Source organism: Clostridium sp. HCS.1, from assembly GCF_047900555.1.
Taxonomy (GTDB): Bacteria; Bacillota; Clostridia; order Clostridiales; family Clostridiaceae; genus Clostridium.
The window spans coordinates 683,326-704,405 of sequence record NZ_CP170704.1 but is presented as its reverse complement, the minus strand read 5'-3'; the positions used below and the strand labels follow the sequence as shown (position 1 = coordinate 704,405).

Here is a 21,080-nt window from a genome sequence, read left to right as displayed (position 1 = left end):
ACATAGCCTTACTATTATTTTAGTAAGCCTCCCTCTCCATCATTAAATTTCTTTGAAATATTATTAGCTATAAATATAAGTACAATTCCTACAACTGATTTGAAGATACCAATTGCTGTACCAAAGGAATATCTAAACATTCCAATACCATAATCTAATGCATATTTATCAATTACTAAAGCCTTACTTGCTACTGTAGGATTGCTAAGTAAAATTTGCTTTTCAAATCCAATATTTAATAGATTTCCTATACTCATTATTAATAAAACTAATATTGTACTCTTTATTAATGGTAAGGTAATACTATACATTCTTCTAAATCTTCCTGCTCCGTCAACTTTAGCTGCATCATAAAGTTCTGGATCTATTGCTGTCATTGCTGCTAAGTATATAATGGCATTCCATCCCATTTCCTTCCACACATCTGAAACTGTAACTATTCCCCAAAACATATTTTGATTTTGTAAAAATTTAATTGGCTCTGAAATTATATTTAAATTCATTAATATCTCATTTACTACTCCTGTTTGAGATAAAATATTTGTTACTAAAGCAGCTGCAACAACCCAAGATATAAAATGAGGTAAATATGAAATAGTTTGTACCATCTTTTTGAATCTTGTATATCTAAGTTCATTTAATAATAATGCAAACAAAATTGCAGATGTTGTTCCAAATACTAATCCTAAAATACTCATTCCTAGAGTATTTTTTAAGGATTCATAAAATAGTGGTTCATTAAATAAATCTATAAAGTGCTTAAAACCTACCCAATCCTGTTCAAAAAAGGATAATTGTGGTTTATAGTTCTGAAAAGCCATACTCCATCCAAATAAAGGTAAGTACTTAAAAATAATTACCCAAACTACAAAGGGGAAGGACATTGCTATTAATACCCATTGCTTCTTTAAATTTTTCCACGTTAATTTCTTCTTTTTAATATTAATTTCTTTTTCTGTTATTAAGTCTGCATTCTTCATCAGCTGCATATTTATCCCTCCATTTTCTTAACCTTTACTTCAACTGTTAATAAAATAATAATATTTTCTATGGCCTCTTCATACCTATAAAAATGTATATGTTTTCATATAAAAATTAGAGAAAAATAAATTGAACATATGTAAGCTTGCTTATTCCGTCGTACCTCCAAGTCATGGCAAACTTACATATGTTCAATTACAAGCCAAAAAAGATAATGAAAAAACTCCCTTAGGAGTTTTCACAATAAATCTTTAATTTTTCCAATTCTTAATTGCTTAATTTTCTAATCCCTTCATTTTTTCATTTTTTAATTCTTTCATTTTTTCATTTTCCAAAGGTTCTATTTCTTCTATTACTTCAATTTCTTCTATTTCTATTACTTCTATTTCTTGGATTTCTTCTAGTTCTTCATTTTCTATATCTTCTGTTTCTAACTCTTCTGTTTCTATTTTTTTATTTTCTGTTAGATATTTATATTTCTCTTTTAAGTATTCTTCTGCTTCTATTAGTATATTTTTTTCTAAAAATAATATTAAATAAGCTAAGGCTATTGGTCCAAACAATACTCCAACTAAGGCTATTTTTAAGAATTTTATTGTAAATAAAGCTATTATTGTTACTGATAAAACAGTAAGTGGTATATAAAATTTCTTAAGAGTTAGCTTAATTGAAAGCCTAAATACATCCATGGTTTTAGCACTTATTCTAGCTATAATAGGAAAGACGTATATACTTATTGCTAGTGTAAATATAGCTATTCCTATAAAAATATATGAAACTATATTAATTCCAACCTTGAAAAAATATTCTATATCTAAATAACTCATTAAAAGTATGATACTAATTATGGTACTAGCAAAAATCCCTTGTAAAAAGTTTAATTTATAAAAATATAAAAAATCCTTATGGAACTCTGTTTCTTTACCTTTAATCAATCTGCCTAAAACTGAAAACACAGTGGAAATAGCTGGTCCAATTAATACTCCTAAAAATGATAATATGTAAATTGAAAGATTGCTACCAGCTAAAATGAAATAAAGTATAAATGGAGATATTGCTAGTAAAAAATATATATTAGTCATAAATATATATATAAGCTTCGTAGTTAAATAATATGTTCTATTGCTTTTTATACCTGAATTGTTACCCATATAAATAATCCCCCTACTTTGTTACTTCTTTTTGTTTTTTATAGTTTAATGGACTTACTCCCACATACTTTTTAAATTTACTATGAAAATAATCTATATTTTTATATCCAATTAGCTCACAAACTTCATAAACCTTTAAATTCTTTTCTAATAAAAGCTTTTTACCTTCATCTATTCTACGCTTGTCTAAATAAGTATTAAAGGATACCCCTGTATAATTTTTGAAAATCTTTCCTAAGTAAGCACTATTATAATTAAATATTTCTGCTAAGGTTTCTAGCTTTAAATCCTTATAATAGTTAGTATCTACATATTTAACTATTCTCTTAATAGAAGAATTATTGGAATTTATACTTATTTCCTTTGATATTTCCATTAAACCTTTTTTAAGTACATTTATTACATCTTCTAAGCTATCCCTCTTATATATTTCATCTATTATTTCTTCACATATATTTTTATTTTTAAATAAAAGGCTATAATCCTTTTTTAATTTATCGCTAAAATCCAAAAGACTTTTAGTGATAAGGACCTTTGATTCATTTTCCTTGTACCAATTATCTCTAATAAACTTTTTTAGTAAGCTAACATATTCATTAAAGCTTTCTAACTGGCCAATTTCTAAATAGGTATATATAGAATTTAAAATCTCCTTTTTATCTAGGTTGATATTTGCATTTTTATTATCCATTTGTGAATTTGATGCAACATCTAAAGTATTAAATAAAAATTTATGATTAGTTAGCTTTTTTGCACTTCTATAAGATGAATATATCTCCTCTATATCACTAACTTCTTCTCCTAAAGCAATGAAATTATTACTTTCTAATTCCTGATCTAATTTATTCTTTATTTTATTTAATAATTTATTTGCATAGTTTGAATTTATATTTCTAATAACTAAGGCTATTTTATCTTCTAGCTTTATAACATCAATATTTTCTTTTTCATCTAAATTATTAATTAATACTTCCTCAATTTTTAATATATTATCAAAATTATATTGATTTGAAGAATTACTAATTAGGGCAACTTGGACGGTTCCTTTGTGATTTAATACCTTATTCACATCTTCATATTCTTTAATTTCTTTATTTAATATAAGTTGTCCCAATAAATAATGTCTTAGTGCAGTCTTATTTTGCTCTAGATAGCTTTGACTTTTTTTCTCTTCTTCTATTTCTTTTTTTAGTTTAAGTACTATTTCTAGAAGCTCTTCTTCTTCAATAGGCTTTAATAAATAATCCTTAACCCCATACCTTATGGCTTTCTTTGCATAATCGAAATTTGAATAACCACTTATTATAATGAATTTTCCATTGACACCTTTGTTTCTTATATCCTTTAATATATCCAGTCCTTGCCTTCCTGGCATTTGAATATCTAATAATATAACATCTGGTTTTAATTCTAAAATTCTATCATAACCTTCATCTCCATTAGAAGCTTCACCACAAACTTCAAACCCATTTGCCTTCCAATCTATAATGTATTTTAATCCTTCTCTTACATAAGGCTCGTCATCAATTATCAATACCTTAAGCACTATTAATTTCTCCTTTCTTACTTGGTAATAAAATAATTACCTTAGTACCAATATCAAGTGAACTTAATATATATAACCCATATTCTTCTCCATAGAACATTTTTATTCTTTCATTAACATTGCTAATACCTATACTCTTTTTGTTATTATTCTGATAATTGTCTAGTTTTCCGTTTATATAATCTAATTTTTCTTTAGTAATCCCTACTCCATTATCTGAAATCTCAACTATTAGATAGCCAACTTCATCATAAATTGATACTTCTATTTTCCCTAATTTAGTACTAGACTCAAGGCCATGAACAAAAGCATTTTCTACTATTGGCTGAAGCAATAAAGGTAAAATTAAATATTCTTCTGGGTCTACTTCTAATCTAAAGTCATATTCAACCTTTCCCTTAAATCTTAAGCTTTGAATTTCTAAATAATTTTGAATCATATCTAGCTCTGACTTTAATGTAACTACTTCATTTGTCACCTCTAAATTTCTTCTCATTATCTTTCCTAACTTTTTAACTATATCTGCAAGCTCTCTATCTCCATTACAAAAAGCTCTCATTCTAATAGTTTCTAAGGTATTATATAAAAAGTGTGGATTTATTTGGCTTGCAAGCATTTTAAATTCTGCATCCTTTTGTTTAACAATAAGTTTCTTTTGCTCTATTTCTTTAACATAAACCTCATTAATAAGATTTTTAATGCTATCTACCATGGTATATAAATTTTTGTAAAGTCCAGCAATTTCATCATTTCCATCTATACTTTCCTTAATTTCAAAATTACCTTCTACCACCTTTGACATTTCTTCATTTAAAATTCCAAACCTTTTGGAAAATTGTTTTGAGAAGTAAAGTATAATTACTAATGATATTGTTATAGTTATAGAAATTATAGCTATACTTTTATTTACAGCATCTCTGGATTGAGCCATTATTTTATAAATAGGTACACTTACAATTACTTCAAAAATATTGTTAAAGGATTTATCCACCTTGAATTTATCTGAAATTGCATAACTATTTTTTGTGCTTACCTCTTCCTTTTTACTATTGTAATAGTCTACTTCATCTTGATTATATACAATTATAACCTTGCTACCTTCTTCATATTCTCCTGAAACTACTACAGTTCCATCTATTAAAATAGTAATTGGATAAGGTTGTTCAGAAATTAATTTTCTAAATTTTGATGTTTGAATACTTATTACTAATACTCCAATATGGCCATCAACATCTGAAGAAATATCTCTAATAAGTGATAGACTATAATCTTTAGATATTTCATCATATCTATATAGCCATGTTATTACTCCTTTATCTTCTCTTGCCTTTTTATACCAGGAGCTATTTCTTACCTCATTATTTACTTTTACTATATTAGAATTATCTAAAATGGAATCATTATCAACATAAAGCCTAATATTAGATAAATCATTATAATACCTTAAATAATTGCTTAGGATTGGATACTCATTATAAACCTTCACATTTTCTCCATAGCTTTCATACTTAGTTTTAACTATTTTATGTAAATTTTCATCTTGATATATCATATCTGATGTAGATGTTGCTAATCTTAAAGTTTCAATTAATCTTTGCTTTATTTGATTGGAATTAGCCCTTGCATCCTTCTTAGAATTTTCTATTACTATATCCCTCATATTAGTAGTTAAATAAACTCCAACTGTAAGAACAGTTACTGCAACTATTGTAAAATATACAATTAAAAGCTTAGTTCTTATTTTTAAATTATTTACTATAGCTCTAGTTATATTATTCTTATTAAAATTAAACATATCTTTATCTCCAAAAAGTATATATTATATTCATTTTAATTCAAGAAGCTAATTATGTAAATAATATCATCTTTTTAAATCACTAATTATATCTATATATTAAATGTAATTAATAGTGTATTTTAAAAAATTTTTTACCATTAAAATTTAATTATCTATATTGTATAAGGAGGTCTATTATGATTAGTAAAAAAACACCTTTTATTCTTTATGGTGGAGATTATAATCCAGATCAATGGCCAAAGGAAACTATAATAGAGGATATTGAATTTTTTAAGCTTGCTAATATAAATACTGTTACCCTACCTGTATTTAGTTGGGCTCTTTTACAGCCTGATGAAGATACCTATGACTTTCAATGGCTTGATGATATTCTAGATGTTTTAAAAGAAAATAATATTTATGTTTGTTTAGCTACATCAACAGTAGTTCAACCAACTTGGATGGCAAAAAAATATCCTGAAATATTACCAACGGATTTTCAAGGAAGAAAAAGAAAATTTGGAGGAAGAGCTAACTTCTGCCCAAATAGTGAAAAATATCGTGAGTTTTCTGTAAACCTTGCCACAAAGCTTGCTGAAAGATATAAAGATTACCCAAATATAATTGCTTGGCATATAAGTAATGAATATGCTAACTATTGTTATTGTGATCATTGTGAAAATAAATTTAAGGAATGGGTTGAAAATAAATATAAAACTATTGAAGAAGTTAATAAAGCTTGGAATATGAATTTCTGGGGACATACTCTTTATAGCTTTGATGAAATAGTTGCGCCTTCAGATTTAAGTGAAATGTGGAATGGATATGATAAGCAATGTACTACCTTCCAAGGTATGGCTATAGATTACAATAGATTTATGTCTGACTCAATTCTTCAATGTTACTTAGGAGAATATGAAGCTATAAAAGCTATAACTCCAGACATAAAGATTACAACTAACTTAATGGGAACTTTTAAGCCTTTAGATTATTTCAAATGGGCTAAGTATATGGATATAGTTTCTTGGGATAACTATCCTGGATTAAATGCAACTCCAAGTGATATTTCCTTCCGTCACGACTTAATGAGAAGTTTAAAAAAGGATGAGCCTTTTATGTTAATAGAGCAAACACCTAATCAACAAAATTGGCAGCCTTATAATAGTTCAAAACGCCCTGGTGTTATGAGACTTTGGAGTTATCAAGCCCTTGCTCATGGTGCTGATACAGTTATGTTCTTCCAAATGAGACAATCCATTGGTGCTTGTGAAAAATACCATGGTGCTGTTATTTCTCATGCAGGCCATGAAAATACTAGAATTTTTAAGGAATGTGCAGAACTTGGCGAAGAGCTTCAATCTCTAGGAGATACTATAATTGATTCAAAATATGATGCAAAGGTAGCAATAGTTTTTGATTGGGATAACTGGTGGGCAGTAGAATTCTCAAGTGGCCCATCTATTAGCCTTAGATATGTAGAACAAATAGAAAAGTATTATAAGGCATTCCATAACTTAAATATTGCAGTAGACTTTGTAGAGCCTAATGAAGATTTATCAAAGTACTCTGTTGTACTAGCTCCTGTTTTATATATGTTAAAAGAAGGTGTAGCTGATAATATTAAGAACTTTGTTTCAAAGGGTGGAACCTTTATCACTACTTACTTTAGTGGATATGTAAATGAAAGTGATTTAGTTCAACTTGGTGGATATCCAGCAGAATTAAGAGATATGCTTGGCCTATGGGTAGAAGAAATAGATGCTCTTCCACCAGAAGTTAACAATTCAATTAATTTTGTATCAAAATTAGATTCCATGAAGGATACTTATAATTGCAATATGGTTTTCGATATTATTAATATAGAAAGTGCTGAAATTCTTGCAGTTTATGGCTCTGATTTCTATAAGGATACGCCAGTCTTTACTTATAATAAGTATGGTGATGGATTAGCTTACTATATTTGCTCTAATCCTGAACAAGAATTTTTAAATGACTTTGCACTAAATCTAGCAAAGAAGAATAACTTATTATCAGGAATAAAACCTATAGATGGAATAGAAATTACAACAAGACATAAAGATAATTATTCATTAACATTTATTTTAAACCACAATGATAGTGAAGTTACTATAATGCTTGATGATAATAAAGAATATATTAATCTTTTAAGTGGTGTTAGTAATAGTAATGGTAATGATAATGATAATGGCACTGGTAATGAAATTATAAAGAATAAATTAGTGTTAAAAGCTAAGGATGTAGCAATACTAAAATTGTAAATTTTTGGTCCCCTGGGGATGATTTTTAAACTGTAAATTTTTGGTCCCCTGGGGTAGATTATTTTAGCTAATAACTTTTTTCATATACATCTCTTTAAATAGATAAAGGAGCTATCTTAAAATTAGTTTAAGTATGGCTCCTTTGGATTTTTTATTTATTGATTTTTTATTTATTGATTTTTTATTTATTGATTTTTTATTTATTGATTTTTTATTTATTGAAATTTCATTTTATATAGTAATGGATTCAAAGTTTTAATTGAATGTTCATTCATAAATTTGATGTTTATTTTTCATAAAAATTTGATATAATATAAGTAAGATTCTAAATCTTTGATTTAGTAAATCTAACTTATGCAAAGCTAAATAAGAACTTACTTATATTAGCTAAAGAATAAAGGATTCTATAGTAACAAGTTTCTAAGAATTTTAATAAGAAAAGCTTAGTGCTCTTAACACTAAGCAATCCTTAGAACGTTTTAGTTTTAGGGCTATTGGATTGATTTATTTAAATAAAAATATAATCAACTGAAAAAGCACAACTATTCTTGGTCGGATGGAGTGCTTTTTTCATTTGTCTTAAAATATAATTTAAAACATTTAATACCCACATTAAGTTCAAATTCTAAAAGTTTAGTTTTTAAACTTAAAGCTTTTAATATAATTATAAATAAAAATATTAATATAATTATTAAAGTAAGTATCATATCCAATACCACCCCCTTAAGCTATGATGAAAGTCAACAATAACCCAAGGCGGAAAACGTACAACCACCGTAGCCATCCTACTACGGCATTCAAAATATCACTTTAGAATTATACCATATTTAGGTATGACATACATATAAGAAATTAGTCGAAATTAATTTCTTATAACTTGAAATAATTATAGTTCTTAAATTGTTAGATATATTTTATATTCTAATTATCTAAATAACAATGTTATGAATTATACTAACTAAAATAAAAAAGATACTAATTACCCATTGATTTATAATTAGTATCTCTCTTCTTTAATATATTAATTAAATATTTATATTATTTACTTCTCCTACCTCTAATAAAAAACTTAACTCTTCTACCTCACTAGAATCTTCTAAATTTCTTCTATACTTAATATTGCAAGTGCCAGTAGCTATTGCTTTTATTTTAAGTTTGCTTAGCTTATTATCTTCCCAAGCTATATCTACTATAAAGCCACCTCTTGCCTTTAAGCCCTTAACTTCTCCAGTTTTCCATTCCTTTGGGATTGCTGGTAGGATTTCTATATATTCTGTATGGCTTTGAATTAGCATTTCTGCTATTCCTGCTGTTCCTCCAAAGTTTCCATCTATTTGAAATGGTGGATGAACACAAAATAAGTTTGGATATGTTAATTTACTTAATAAGGTTTTTAAATACTTATAAGCTAGCTCCGAATCCTTTAATCTTGCATAAAAGTTAATTATCCAAGCACAACTCCAGCCTGTATGTCCTCCCCCTTGTGTTAATCTTCTTGATAAAGTATTTTTACAGCCTTCTATTAAAGCTTCATTTTTATATTCTGTAATTTCTTTACCTGGATATAATCCAAAAAGATGAGAAATATGTCTATGTCCTGGTTCCTTTTCTTCAAAGTCTTTAAACCACTCTTGAATTCCACCGAATTTATTTATTTTATATTTTGGTAGTTTGTCCATAGCAGTTTTTATTTTTTCTCTAAAGTCTGCCTCTATATTTAATTCCTCACTTGCTTTTATTACATTAGTAAATAACTCTCTAATTATAGCTATATCCATAGTTGATGATTTACTAGCTGCACAAGGTCTTTTTTCATTATCTAAGAAATTATTTTCAGGGGATGTTGATGGACATGTATTTAAAATTCCATTCTCATCTTCCTTTAACCAGCTTAATAAAAATTCTGCTGATCCCTTTAACACAGGATAATATTCCTTTAAAAATTCCTTATCTCTAGTAAAATCATAGTGTTCAAAAATATGTTGGCATAGCCATGGTCCTCCCATTGGCCAATATCCCCATTCACAGTTTCCTAAAACTTTATTGGAATATCTCCAAATATCAGAATTATGATTAGCTGTCCAACCATTACAATTAAATTCTTCTCTTGCAGTTCTAATTCCTGAAGCACTAAGATCTTTAATCATATTTAGTAAGGGCTCATGACATTCTGGAAGATTACAAACCTCTGCTGGCCAATAATTCATTTCTGTATTTATATTTATAGTATAGTTACTACTCCAAGCTGGTTTTAAATCCTCATTCCATATTCCTTGAAGATTTGCTGGTTCACTACCACTTCTTGAGGAGGTAATTAAAAGATATCTTCCATAGTGAAAATATAAAGTTATTAATGATAAATCCTCTTCTCCACTTTTTAATCTTTCAAGTCTTTCATCAGTGGTAAGTAGTTCTTTATTTATCTTTATAGCTTGTCCATCGATATCTTTATATCCATTATTTGAGGCTTGTCCCTCGCTATCATTGTCTTTTTTATCTATAGCTTGTCCATCGCCATTATTATATTTCTCATCTATAGATTTTCCATCAATATATCTATATCCATTATCTGATGCTTTTCCCTCGCTATATTTATTTTCCTTACTTATAGCTTGTCCACTGCTATTCTCATATTTATTATCTACAGCAACCTCTTCTCCTAACTTAAAATCTACTCTAGAAAACAATTCAGTATATTCCCTTAAATGATTAGTAAATAATTCATTATAAGATAATTTACTTGCCTTATTTATAATTATTTTACTTAAGGCTTCTTCATTTCTTCCAAGGGAGCCTTGCATTACATTAAATTCTTCAAAATTAGTGCTAGCTGATAAAATTAAAACTACTTCAGTGGCATTCCTAACCTCTAATATTTCTTCATTTATATTAATATCACCATTAGTATTTTTAACTCTTAACCTTCCACAAAATTTTGTTCCTAACTTACCTTCTTCATCATAAATAATAGTTTTATTATCTGTATAACTAGGTAAATTATCTATTGGTGTTATACCTGTTAATTTAAGTCCTGCTTCTCCATCCTTATAAGATTTACTTTTTAATAAACTCTTTAGTCTTATATCAAAGTTAAGAGCTAACTCTTCCCTTGATGTTATCTTCATAACTAAAACCTTATCTTCTGCTGAAACAAAGGCTTCTCTTTTAATTTCTATATTTCCCACATTATATTTTACTGTTACTAAGGCCTTTTCTAAATCTAACTCCCTAGAATAATTACTAAAACTATTATCTTTATAATAAAAGTCTAATAATAAATCTCCTAGTGGTGCATAGGATTCTGTGTAGGAAGATAACATCTTTTCATTTATTATTTCTTGAGCTTCATAATATTTTTCATTATCTATTAAATTTCTTACTTCTTCTAAATAATTCTTACTACTATAATTAGTTTTATCCTTTGGAAAGCCTGTCCATAAAGTATCCTCATTTAAAGCTATTCTTTCATTAAATACTCTTCCTAATACCATAGCTCCTAAGGTTCCATTGCCAAGAGGAAGTCCATCTACCCATTTATCTGCTGGTTTTTTGTACCAAAGCTTCTTACTCATATTATCTTAAAATTCATAATCCCTTTCTAAATTTATTTCTTCCTTTAATAATATATTGTCTGAAGATGATCCAACTAAAATATTGAATCTTCCACTTTCTACAGTCCAAACTTTCTTTTCTTCATTATAAAAAGCGAAATCCTTCTTATTTAAATGTATTTTTACCCTCTTACTTTCATTCACTTCTAAATTAATTTTTTCAAAGCCCTTTAATTCTATATTAGGTCTCTTTAAAGTAGATTCTACATCATTTATATAAAGCTCTACCACTTCTGAGCCCTTCATTTTTCCTACATTAGTTAAGTCTAATGAAACTGTAACATCAATATCATTTTCTAATTCATTAACTTCTACTTTTAAATTATCATATTTAAAGTCTGTATAAGATAACCCATGTCCAAAAGCAAATAATGGTTTAACATCATAGGTTGAAAAATATCTATATCCTACAAATATATCTTCATCATATCTAACCTTTTCTCCACCTGGGAATTCCCCAAGACTATGAGCTGGTGAATCCTCTAATCTAACTGGAACAGTATAGGATAATTTTCCTGATGGATTAACATCTCCAAATATTACTTCTGCAAGAGCTTTTCCACCCTCCATTCCATTATAGGAAGTTTGGATAATTGCCTTTGCATCTAGCGCAAAGCTTGCCATATCTACTGGTGAACCTGTTGATATAACTAGAACAGTATTTTTATTAGCCTTTAATAATTCATTTATAACTTCATCTTGTTTATAAGGAAGTAACATATTTGTTTTATCATTACCTTCGCTATCTATATTTACTACATCATCATCCTTAGTTGACTGTAAGGCATTTTCATATAATTCAAAGTTTTCCTTAGTATGTTTTAGACCTCCAACAAATATTACTGCATCAGAGTTTTTAGCTAATTCTATTGCTTCTTTTAAAACTTCTTCTCTTTCTTCTTCATTATTAGTGTATCCTCTTGCATATTTTACTTCTGTATTTCCACCAAGCTTCATTTTTAATCCAAGAAGTGGAGTTATTTCATATAAAGACTTAATTTCTGCTGAACCTCCTCCTGATGAATGTCTTATATCTGCATTTTCACCTATAACTGCTATTTTCTTTAATTCCTTTTCTTTTAATGGAAGTATATTATCTTCATTCTTTAATAAAATTATTGATTCTCTAGCTATTTCTAAGGCTTTTTCTCTATTTTCATAGCTATTATATTCTCCCTTTTTTCTATTCTCAGAAAACATTTTCAATCTATACATTAGTCTTAAGATGTTTCTTATTTTATCGTCTATAACTTCTTCACTAACTATTCCCTTTTCTACAGCATGTATCATTGGGTTTGCAAAGAAATATTCATCAAAATTATAAGTTACAGACATTTCAATATCCATTCCTGCTTCTGCTGCCTCTTTAGTGTCATGAACTCCAGACCAATCTGATATTACCACTCCATCAAAGCCCCACTCTTCTCTTAGAATTTCTTTAAGAAGCTTTGGATTATGACAACAATATTGATCCCATATTTTATTGTAAGCACCCATTATAGAATAAGCATTACCTTCTTTTACTGCTGCTTCAAAGGCTGGAAAATATATTTCTCTAAGAGCTCTATCACTTACTATAACATCTACATTTAATCTTTCTGTTTCTTGATTATTAACTGCAAAATGTTTTACACAAACTGCTACATCATTTTCTTGAACACCCTTTATATATGGAACTGCCATTTCCTTTGTTAAATATGGATCTTCAGACATATATTCAAAATTTCTTCCACACAGAGGACTTCTAATTATATTTATTCCTGGAGCTAGTATTACATCTTTCCCCCTACCTCTTGCTTCATTTCCTAGGACATATCCCTCTTTATATGCAAGTTCCCTATTCCAAGTTGCTGCTAAGGAAGTATTACATGGAAGATATGAAACATAATCATCAGAATATCCATAAGGAACCCAACTATCATCTGGGAATTCATTTCTTACTCCCATTGGACCATCTGCCATTTTTAATGGTTTTATTCCAAGCCTTTCAACACCTTCTGTTCTAAAAAGTCCAGCACCATGTATCATTCCAATCTTTTCTTCTAATGTTAGGGATTTTATTATTTCTTCTATTTTATTTTCATTTATCATAAATTCTTCCTCCTTATTAATCTTATAGCCTCAGTAAACTTAAGGTAAACTGAGGCTAAATTTCTTATTTAAGAGTTATTGTTATTTTATTTGTATTAGGAGTTAATCTAATTCCATCTTTATCTTCTTTAGCTTCTGCACCTTCTACATTTTCTATATTAAATTCACCATTTATTAATATGCTGTAGCTTTCCTTAGCCTCTACATCAAAAGTAATAGTTTTATCTACCTTTAATGCTTTTGCTCTTAATACAACAGAAGCATTTTCACTTACCACTTCTACATAGGCTTCTTTATTATCTATTAAATTAAATACCTTTAATGTTACATCTTTTCCATAATCATAGTTTGGTACAGTATCAACTGCTCCAACTGGAATTATGCTATTTTCTTTTATCATCATTGGAATACTTAAATATCCATGATTTTCTCTAATCCATTTTCCACCTTCATATACTTTTCCAGTTATAAAGTTAGTCCACTTTCCTTCTGGTAAATAATATTCTGCTATTCCTTCTGAATTAAAAATTGGTGCCACTAAAATATTATCTCCAAGCATATATTGTCTATCTAAATATCTGCAAGTTGGGTCCTCTTGATTTTCTAATATCATAGATCTCATTACAGGAATACCCTTAGTTGATGCATCAAAAGAAGTTTTAAATAAATATGGCATTATGCTACATTTTAATTTTGTAAAGAATCTAACTACATCACAGGATTCTTCATCATAAAGCCATGGCACTCTATAAGATGTACTTCCATGTAATCTACTGTGTGATGATAGAAGTCCAAAGGCTGCCCATCTCTTATATACATCTGGTGTAGATGTGCTTTCAAAGCCTCCAATATCATGACTCCAGAAGCCAAAGCCTGACATACATAGTGATAATCCACCTCTTAAGCTTTCTGCCATTGATTCATAATCTGAAGTACAGTCTCCACCCCAATGTACAGGGAATTGTTGTCCACCTGCTGTTGCTGATCTTGCAAATAATACAGCTTCATTTTCTCCTTTAACTTCTTTTACAACATCAAATACTACTTTATTGTAGATTTGAGTATAGTAATTATGCATTTTTTCTGGATTTGAACCATCAAAATACTTACAGTTTGTTGGTATTCTTTCGCCAAAGTCTGTTTTAAAGCAATCTACTCCCATATCCATAAGAGCTTTTAATTTATCTCCATACCATTTGCAAGCATCTGGATTTGTAAAGTCTACAATAGCCATTCCAGGTTGCCACATATCATATTGCCATACATCACCATTTTTCTTTTTAATAAAGTATCCATTTTCTTTACCTTCAGCAAATAATGATGATTCTTGAGCAATATATGGGTTTATCCATACACAAATCTTTAATCCCTTTTCCTTTAATCTCTTTATCATTCCTATTGGATCTGGGAAAACTCTATCATCCCATTCAAAGTTACACCAATTAAAGTCCTTCATCCAGAAGCAATCAAAATGGAATACATGAAGTGGAATTTCTCTACTTGCCATTCCATCTACAAATTCATTAACTGTTTTCTCATCATAATTAGTTGTAAAGGAAGTTGTAAGCCATAATCCAAAGGACCAAGATGGTGGTAATGCTGGTTTTCCAGTTAAGCTAGTATAGTTTTCTAAAACTTCCTTCATATCATTTCCTGTAATTATATAGTAATCTAAACATTCACCTTGAACACTAAATTGTACCTTTGTAACAAGCTCTGAACCTACTTCAAAAGATACTCTTTCTGGGTGATTTACAAATACTCCATATCCCTTATTAGTTAAATAGAAGGGAATATTCTTATAGCTTTGCTCTGTACTTGTTCCACCATCTTCATTCCATATATCAATAGATTGTCCATTCTTAATAAAAGGAGTAAATCTTTCTCCTAATCCATATACAGCTTCTCCCACAGATAGGCTTAGCTGATCTCTCATATAGGCTTTAGTAACTTCTTCATCTAAGAATTTTTCTCCACCTTCTTTTAAATAAGCTGAGCTTCTATTAGCACTCTTAGTTAAATACTTATCTCCATTATAAAATTCCATTGAAAAGTTATTTTTATTTATCTTTACATTTAAATCCCCTGATTTAACTGTGATTAATTCTTCATTTTCCTCTGTTAATATACCTAGTTCTTCTTTCTTCACTTCAAAATGTGGTCCTAAATCTTCTGCTCCCATATAATGATAAGCTCTTATTCTAAGAACATTTTCAAGTGGTGATGAGATCTTATATGTTATAACAGGTCCCCCTAAAGTAGCTCCTCTATGATTAATTCTATTACATGGAGCATATATAGTTAAAACCTTTTCATTTTTATCAGTACTATATACTTCTTCTGGACTAAATCTTGTAATTCCATCTTTATTTAGCCAACATCCATTACTAAATTTCATAAATTCTCACATCCTTAATTCATTATTGTAAATTTACATTTTTTATCTCATTGTAATTATATATAATAATTAATTATTCTTATACCTAGTAAATTTCACCTATTTTATATTAATTTTTATTTATATTGTAAATATTTGGTCCCATGGGGTGCAATAATTTACATTTCTATAAATTCTTTATATAATGCACATTTTCCTGTATAATAAAGGAAATAAAATTATAAAGGAGAAACTAAATGTATTGCTATAAATTAACTAATACTGATGATTTTGAAATGACTTATAAAAAATATATAAAAAAATCCCTATTAAAGAATAGCTTAATTCTTGTTTGTATAGCTAATCTTGGTATACTTTTATTATACATTTTTGCATTAGTACCACTGAAATTACCAATGGAAATTTTTTCAGCCATAATTACCCTTTCTTTATTTTTAGAGTTTTTTATATTTGCCATATCCTACAGAAATGAATGTAAAAAATTATTAACTACTGTATCTAATGATGAAGTAGCTATATCCTTTGATGAAGAAGGAATTTATTTTGAAAGTTCTAATACCTTAAGACATATTAAATGGTCATCAGTAAGTAATGCTATTGTAAATGAAGATAGTTTAATACTTTATTATAAACTTATTGGACTGCCTGGAAACTTCTTTTTCTTAAAATTCTTTGATGTTGAAAGAGAAGTGTTAATTGAAGATATGGAAAAATATATTAAGGTAAGGAGGTTTAAATAATGAAATTTGAATTTAAACCCAGTGATTATAACCTAAGTTTCAGAGAGTATTTAGTATATATAAATAAAACCTCTCCAATTATTACCCTATATCTAAAGACTATTACAGCTCCTTTTTTAATATTAGCATTTTCCTTGATTACTTATATATTATCTCAAGAATATAGGTATCTTATCTATACAATTCCATTTATGGTTGTAATTTTTCTCATTTGCTTTTTATTATTTTTATTAATACTTAAATTAAGAAGAAGAAAAGCAATAAAAAATACTAAATTACTTTGTGATATTGAAAGTACTTTTTACTTTACTATAGAAGATGGTTATTTAATAAGAGAAAATGAATTTACTTTTCTTAAAACTAAGTTAAGTGAAGTTAAAAGTATTAAGCTTTTAAAGCATGGATTAATTTTATCCATTGAGAATGCTAAACTTTCACCCTTTATTCCAAAGGCTGCTTTACCTATTGCCTTAGAGGAATTTCTATCATTACTTATTAATGAAAATAGTTCTCTTATTGTATTAGATGAATTTAAAAGATTAAAGAAGAAATCCCAAAAATTATATACTATTTTTGTATTTACTATTTTATTATCCTTTATTTCAAGCTTTTTCATTGGAAAATATAACTTTAAAAGGTATCCTTTAATACCTAATAGTGATTTAATTAAACAAAATGACAATACTTATCTTTATGAAAATGAAGATATAGGAATTTCAATAAACTTTCCAAGTACTTGGGAAAATAAATTCGGTATTGAAGAAAAGCCTGATAGAATAAATGTATATTACCTTGCAAATGGAAAGCAAAGTCATGATACTACTTTATTATTTTCAATAAGAGGTTTAGGGGCTATTTTTGATAACCTTACTCTTAATGTTATTAAGACTGAAGGTATGTATATATTTATTGGTCCTACTAAAATAGACCTAAGAAATGGTTCAAAAGAGCACTTGGAATATATTGACCTCTATAAAGATATAGAAAAAATAAAAATTAAACAAAATAAATATTATCACATTTAATTAAATTTATAATTCAATGTGTCATATTATTCCTATTTATTAGTCCGTAATTGTATAATTAAAAAATATAAATTGCTGGGGGTAAAAATGAAAAAAGTATTGGTTTTAATTTTTATATTGAGTGCCTTAATTATTAGTGGATGTAGTCAAGGTGAAAATTTTACAATTGAATACGAAGAATTTACAGATGAACAAATGGAAGTATTATCGCTAATTGGAAATAGAGCATTTAAATATGACTTGAAAAACTTACCTACAGATAAAAGCTATGAACTAAATGTAGTATATGAAGTTTATAAAAATAAAGAAAAAGTAAAGGAAGAGAGTCTGTTGGGTATGGCATATGGACCAACAGAAGATAAGATAGAAGATCCTAATATAGCAATAAATATACAAGAAAATAAAATAAGAGTAATGTTTGGTGGGGTATATAGTACTTTAGAAATAGAAGAAAATATATTTAACTTAACAAATTATTATTTTAATGGAGCTAGAAAATTTAATATAGGAGATGAAGTGTATTTATTTCATAGTAATGATAGTGGGTACGGTTTCCCCATGGAAAGACTAGGATATTTATCAAAAGAAGAGTTAGATAGCTTAATTGAGAAAAATGAAGAGAATGTTTTTATAAAATTAGTGTGTGAAGAAATAAAAGGCAGTCCTTAGACTGCCTTTTTTATATTTAATTGATTTAAATTTATTTAATATATGATTTCTTATTTATTAGTTTACTTATTAATATAATTATTGCTATTAAGGCTAAAGATAAATAAACTGTGCCAAAGATTGTTATTCCAAATTTATAATATAGGCTCCCTGTTAATAAATTTAAAATACTTGGAAGTATTGTAGCTGAAAGTGAATTCAATAAGATGAAAGCTAAGAAATGTTGATGTGATGGAACTATATCTCCTACTATCTTATTTTGTATCTGTAGCACTACTCCAGTTACTATTCCATGTAACATTGTAATTAGTAATATTAAAATATAGGATTTAGTAAATATCATAGTTGTCCACCTAAATGCTAATATGATTAATGATATTAATAGAGCAATATCACTTTTCTTAAATAATTTTATTTTCTCATAAATCAATAGGAATATAACTTCAAAGATAACCATTATAAATGGTATTAATCCTATAATTGAATTTGGTACCTTTAAATCTATCAGCATAATTTGAATTCCGTATCCTGATGCTGCATTTTGAGTTCCCCAAATTATTGAAATTATTATTAAGTACTTTATGTAATTTTTATTTTTTATAAGAGTTCCAATGGAGGTAATAAGACTTTTCTCATCTCTTTTTATAGTTTCATTTTCTGTATTGTCTTCAGTAATATCTGGAATTTTAGTAATAATAAAAATACTTAGTCCTATTAATACAATTCCTACTAATATAGCTAAATACACACCTCCTAATTTAATTGCTATTGGTGATATTATTCCAGCTAGCCCATAACCTATAGTTGAACGAACTCTTATATTTCCATAAGACCCTTTATTAATCTTTGATATATTTAGTGTGTACTTATCATTTAAAGTACCACTAGGTTGAAGCAAAATTGTTCTTATCAAGTTAACAACAAAAAATATCATGAAGTTATTTGTTATTATTAGCATCATCATTGTAATTATATTAGATATATTTACAAACTTACTAAGTTTTATAACACTTTTATATTTATCTAATATGCTTTCCCAGGCGAAAAATATAGGAAGGACTATTAAAGGTGTTGTTCCAAGGATCAAGCTAATTTCTTTAACATTAAAGCCTTTTATACTACTTAAAAATAGTACAAAAATACTTCCAATAACATTAGACCCTAATGAAGAAACAAGAAGATAATTAGAAAATTTCTTAGAAAGATTCTCCATTAAAAACTAGCTCTTTAAACTTATTATAGTAAATTCATAAGGTCCTAAAATTAGCTTATTATCTTTTTTAGCCTTACCATATAATATTTCACCCATAGCTTCATCTTCATATATAGAATTACTGAAGTTTATTATTACTTTAATCCTTTTCTCATTAAGTTTCCTTTCAAAAGATAATACATCATTATCTAAAGAAATATCTTCATATCTTCCATATAATAAAACCTCATTATTGTATCTTAATTTAATTAAGTCTTTATAGATATTAAGTAAGCTATCACTATTATTTTCACAATAATCTACAGTTTCAATATCTTTCTTATCATCAATATTAATCCAAGGCTCTACTTCTGAAAATCCGTAATACTTACTATTATCCCACTGCATAGGACTTCTAGATTTATCTCTTGAACTTTTATTGGCACTTTCTAATGCCTCTTTCTCACTTTTTCCTTTATTTATTTCTATATTGTATTTTGTTATTCCTTGGATATCATTCATTTTGCTTATATCATTACAAAATAAATTTTTCATTCCAATTTCTTCGCCAAAGTACATAAAAGGAACTCCATAAGAGGTTAGTAAAAGGGCTGCCATAGCTCTTTCTATTCCATTATTATCTCCTTTTGGATTAAATCTAGATATACTTCTTTCCATATCATGGCTATTAAAAAATATAGTTGGAATTTGATCTTCTGAATATCTACTATCCATCTCACTAATTTCCTTATATATTTTTTCTGTTGAAAAACTATCCATGCTTCCTAAATTAAAATTAAAAACTACATCTAAAAGATCTTTTCCTGAGTAATCTATTAAATCATCTAAATCCTCTGAGCCAACCTCACCAACAAGAAAAGCATCTTCTTTTATATTTTTAATATCTTTTGCAAGATTTTTAATTATATCTAATATGCCTTTTTGATTCTTATCATATATATGAATTTGCTCTCCATTTTCATCATAAGGATTGTTATTTGATAAATCTTCTTTTACAGTTAGGAAATTAATAACATCAAATCTAAATCCATCAACTCCAAGGTCTAACCAATATTTTAGAACCTTTACCATCTCATTATAAACCTTAGGATTAGCCCAATTTAAATCTACTTGTTCCTTTGCAAAAGCATGATAATAATATTCTTTAGTTACATCATCATATTCCCATGCATCTCCTCCAAAAAATGATTCCCAATTGTTAGGCTTATCCTTTCTCCAAATATAGAAATCTCTTTTATCATTATCTTTAGAACTTCTTGACTCCTTAAACCATGGATGTTCACTGGAAGTATGATTAAGTACTATATCAACAATTATTTTTATATTTAAACTATGTGCCTTTTCTAAAAAATTTTTAAAATCTTCTAATGTACCATAATCCTTATCTACATTATAATAATCTGATATATCATATCCATTATCAACCTTAGGTGATGGATAAAATGGTGTTAGCCATATTCCTTTTATTCCAAGGTTATGTAAATATTCTAATTTTGAAGTTATTCCTTTAAAATCTCCTATGCCATCACTATTACCATCCTTAAAGCTTGGCATATAAATCTCATAAAAGACACTTTCCTTCCACCAAATTTCCTTCAT

At 27.6% G+C, this 21,080-nt stretch carries 14 protein-coding genes; 4 read left to right on the top strand and 10 right to left on the bottom strand.

Annotation, left to right across the window (positions count from 1 at the left end):
• Window positions 1-14: 14 nt before the first annotated feature.
• The 4 genes from ACFYH6_RS03325 to ACFYH6_RS03310 form a co-directional block, all read right to left on the bottom strand.
• Window positions 15-989 carry an ABC transporter permease gene (locus ACFYH6_RS03325; protein WP_416179110.1) on the bottom strand — a complete coding sequence of 325 codons (975 nt, stop codon included), beginning with the start codon at window positions 987-989 and terminating at the stop codon, window positions 15-17.
• A gap of 267 nt (window positions 990-1,256) precedes the next feature.
• On the bottom strand, window positions 1,257-2,132 hold the full coding sequence (locus ACFYH6_RS03320) for a DUF624 domain-containing protein (RefSeq protein WP_416179111.1): 876 nt from the start codon (window positions 2,130-2,132) through the stop codon (window positions 1,257-1,259).
• A gap of 13 nt (window positions 2,133-2,145) precedes the next feature.
• Window positions 2,146-3,678 (bottom strand): response regulator transcription factor, encoded by a 1,533-nt coding sequence (locus ACFYH6_RS03315; RefSeq protein ID WP_416179112.1) that lies wholly within the window; start codon window positions 3,676-3,678, stop codon window positions 2,146-2,148.
• Window positions 3,671-5,473 carry a cache domain-containing sensor histidine kinase gene (locus ACFYH6_RS03310; RefSeq protein WP_316342592.1) on the bottom strand — a complete coding sequence of 601 codons (1,803 nt, stop codon included), beginning with the start codon at window positions 5,471-5,473 and terminating at the stop codon, window positions 3,671-3,673. Before ACFYH6_RS03310 ends, ACFYH6_RS03315 begins: the two co-directional genes overlap by 8 nt.
• Before the next feature lie 179 nt (window positions 5,474-5,652).
• On the opposite strand from ACFYH6_RS03310, the gene ACFYH6_RS03305 reads away from it, so the two are divergent.
• Entirely contained in the window at window positions 5,653-7,734 is a 2,082-nt protein-coding gene (locus ACFYH6_RS03305) for a beta-galactosidase (protein ID WP_416179113.1), read from the top strand.
• Window positions 7,735-8,276: 542 nt separating this feature from the next.
• Here ACFYH6_RS03305 and ACFYH6_RS03300 read toward each other — a convergent pair.
• The 4 genes from ACFYH6_RS03300 to yicI all read right to left on the bottom strand — a co-directional run bounded on the left by ACFYH6_RS03300 (window position 8,277) and on the right by yicI (window position 15,834).
• Window positions 8,277-8,447, bottom strand: a complete 171-nt coding sequence (locus tag ACFYH6_RS03300; protein ID WP_416179114.1) for a hypothetical protein — start codon at window positions 8,445-8,447, stop codon at window positions 8,277-8,279.
• A gap of 312 nt (window positions 8,448-8,759) precedes the next feature.
• Complete coding sequence (locus ACFYH6_RS03295) at window positions 8,760-11,306, bottom strand: glycosyl hydrolase family 95 catalytic domain-containing protein (protein WP_416179115.1); 2,547 nt, start codon at window positions 11,304-11,306, stop codon at window positions 8,760-8,762.
• A gap of 6 nt (window positions 11,307-11,312) precedes the next feature.
• The gene (locus ACFYH6_RS03290) at window positions 11,313-13,436 is read right to left on the bottom strand and encodes a beta-glucosidase (protein ID WP_416179116.1); all 2,124 of its coding nucleotides are present in this window, start codon (window positions 13,434-13,436) and stop codon (window positions 11,313-11,315) included.
• Between the two features lie 64 nt (window positions 13,437-13,500).
• Complete coding sequence (gene yicI / locus ACFYH6_RS03285) at window positions 13,501-15,834, bottom strand: alpha-xylosidase (protein ID WP_416179117.1); 2,334 nt, start codon at window positions 15,832-15,834, stop codon at window positions 13,501-13,503.
• A gap of 236 nt (window positions 15,835-16,070) precedes the next feature.
• On the opposite strand from yicI, the gene ACFYH6_RS03280 reads away from it, so the two are divergent.
• The 3 genes from ACFYH6_RS03280 to ACFYH6_RS03270 all read left to right on the top strand — a co-directional run bounded on the left by ACFYH6_RS03280 (window position 16,071) and on the right by ACFYH6_RS03270 (window position 18,268).
• A complete protein-coding gene (locus ACFYH6_RS03280; protein WP_416179118.1) occupies window positions 16,071-16,574 on the top strand; it encodes a hypothetical protein in 504 nt (167 codons plus the stop codon).
• Window positions 16,574-17,599 (top strand): hypothetical protein, encoded by a 1,026-nt coding sequence (locus ACFYH6_RS03275; protein WP_416179119.1) that lies wholly within the window; start codon window positions 16,574-16,576, stop codon window positions 17,597-17,599. The genes ACFYH6_RS03280 and ACFYH6_RS03275 overlap by 1 nt, the downstream gene beginning before the upstream one ends.
• 87 nt (window positions 17,600-17,686) lie before the next feature.
• On the top strand, window positions 17,687-18,268 hold the full coding sequence (locus ACFYH6_RS03270; protein WP_416179120.1) for a hypothetical protein: 582 nt from the start codon (window positions 17,687-17,689) through the stop codon (window positions 18,266-18,268).
• Between the two features lie 31 nt (window positions 18,269-18,299).
• Here the strand turns inward: ACFYH6_RS03270 and ACFYH6_RS03265 are convergent, their stop codons facing one another.
• Both ACFYH6_RS03265 and ACFYH6_RS03260 read right to left on the bottom strand, forming a co-directional pair.
• Entirely contained in the window at window positions 18,300-19,481 is a 1,182-nt protein-coding gene (locus ACFYH6_RS03265) for an MFS transporter (RefSeq protein WP_416179121.1), read from the bottom strand.
• A 6-nt stretch (window positions 19,482-19,487) separates the two neighbouring features.
• Entirely contained in the window at window positions 19,488-21,080 is a 1,593-nt protein-coding gene (locus tag ACFYH6_RS03260; RefSeq protein WP_416179122.1) for an alpha-glucosidase, read from the bottom strand.

Coding starts and splice junctions, on each gene's coding strand:
- ACFYH6_RS03325 (WP_416179110.1), bottom strand. CDS start 989: ATGCAGCTGATGAAGAATGCAGACTTAATAACAGAAAAAGAAATTAAT.
- ACFYH6_RS03320 (WP_416179111.1), bottom strand. CDS start 2,132: ATGGGTAACAATTCAGGTATAAAAAGCAATAGAACATATTATTTAACT.
- ACFYH6_RS03310 (WP_316342592.1), bottom strand. CDS start 5,473: ATGTTTAATTTTAATAAGAATAATATAACTAGAGCTATAGTAAATAAT.
- ACFYH6_RS03305 (WP_416179113.1), top strand. CDS start 5,653: ATGATTAGTAAAAAAACACCTTTTATTCTTTATGGTGGAGATTATAAT.
- ACFYH6_RS03295 (WP_416179115.1), bottom strand. CDS start 11,306: ATGAGTAAGAAGCTTTGGTACAAAAAACCAGCAGATAAATGGGTAGAT.
- ACFYH6_RS03290 (WP_416179116.1), bottom strand. CDS start 13,436: ATGATAAATGAAAATAAAATAGAAGAAATAATAAAATCCCTAACATTA.
- yicI (WP_416179117.1), bottom strand. CDS start 15,834: ATGAAATTTAGTAATGGATGTTGGCTAAATAAAGATGGAATTACAAGA.
- ACFYH6_RS03280 (WP_416179118.1), top strand. CDS start 16,071: ATGTATTGCTATAAATTAACTAATACTGATGATTTTGAAATGACTTAT.
- ACFYH6_RS03275 (WP_416179119.1), top strand. CDS start 16,574: ATGAAATTTGAATTTAAACCCAGTGATTATAACCTAAGTTTCAGAGAG.
- ACFYH6_RS03270 (WP_416179120.1), top strand. CDS start 17,687: ATGAAAAAAGTATTGGTTTTAATTTTTATATTGAGTGCCTTAATTATT.
- ACFYH6_RS03265 (WP_416179121.1), bottom strand. CDS start 19,481: ATGGAGAATCTTTCTAAGAAATTTTCTAATTATCTTCTTGTTTCTTCA.
- ACFYH6_RS03260 (WP_416179122.1), bottom strand. CDS start 21,080: ATGAAGGAAATTTGGTGGAAGGAAAGTGTCTTTTATGAGATTTATATG.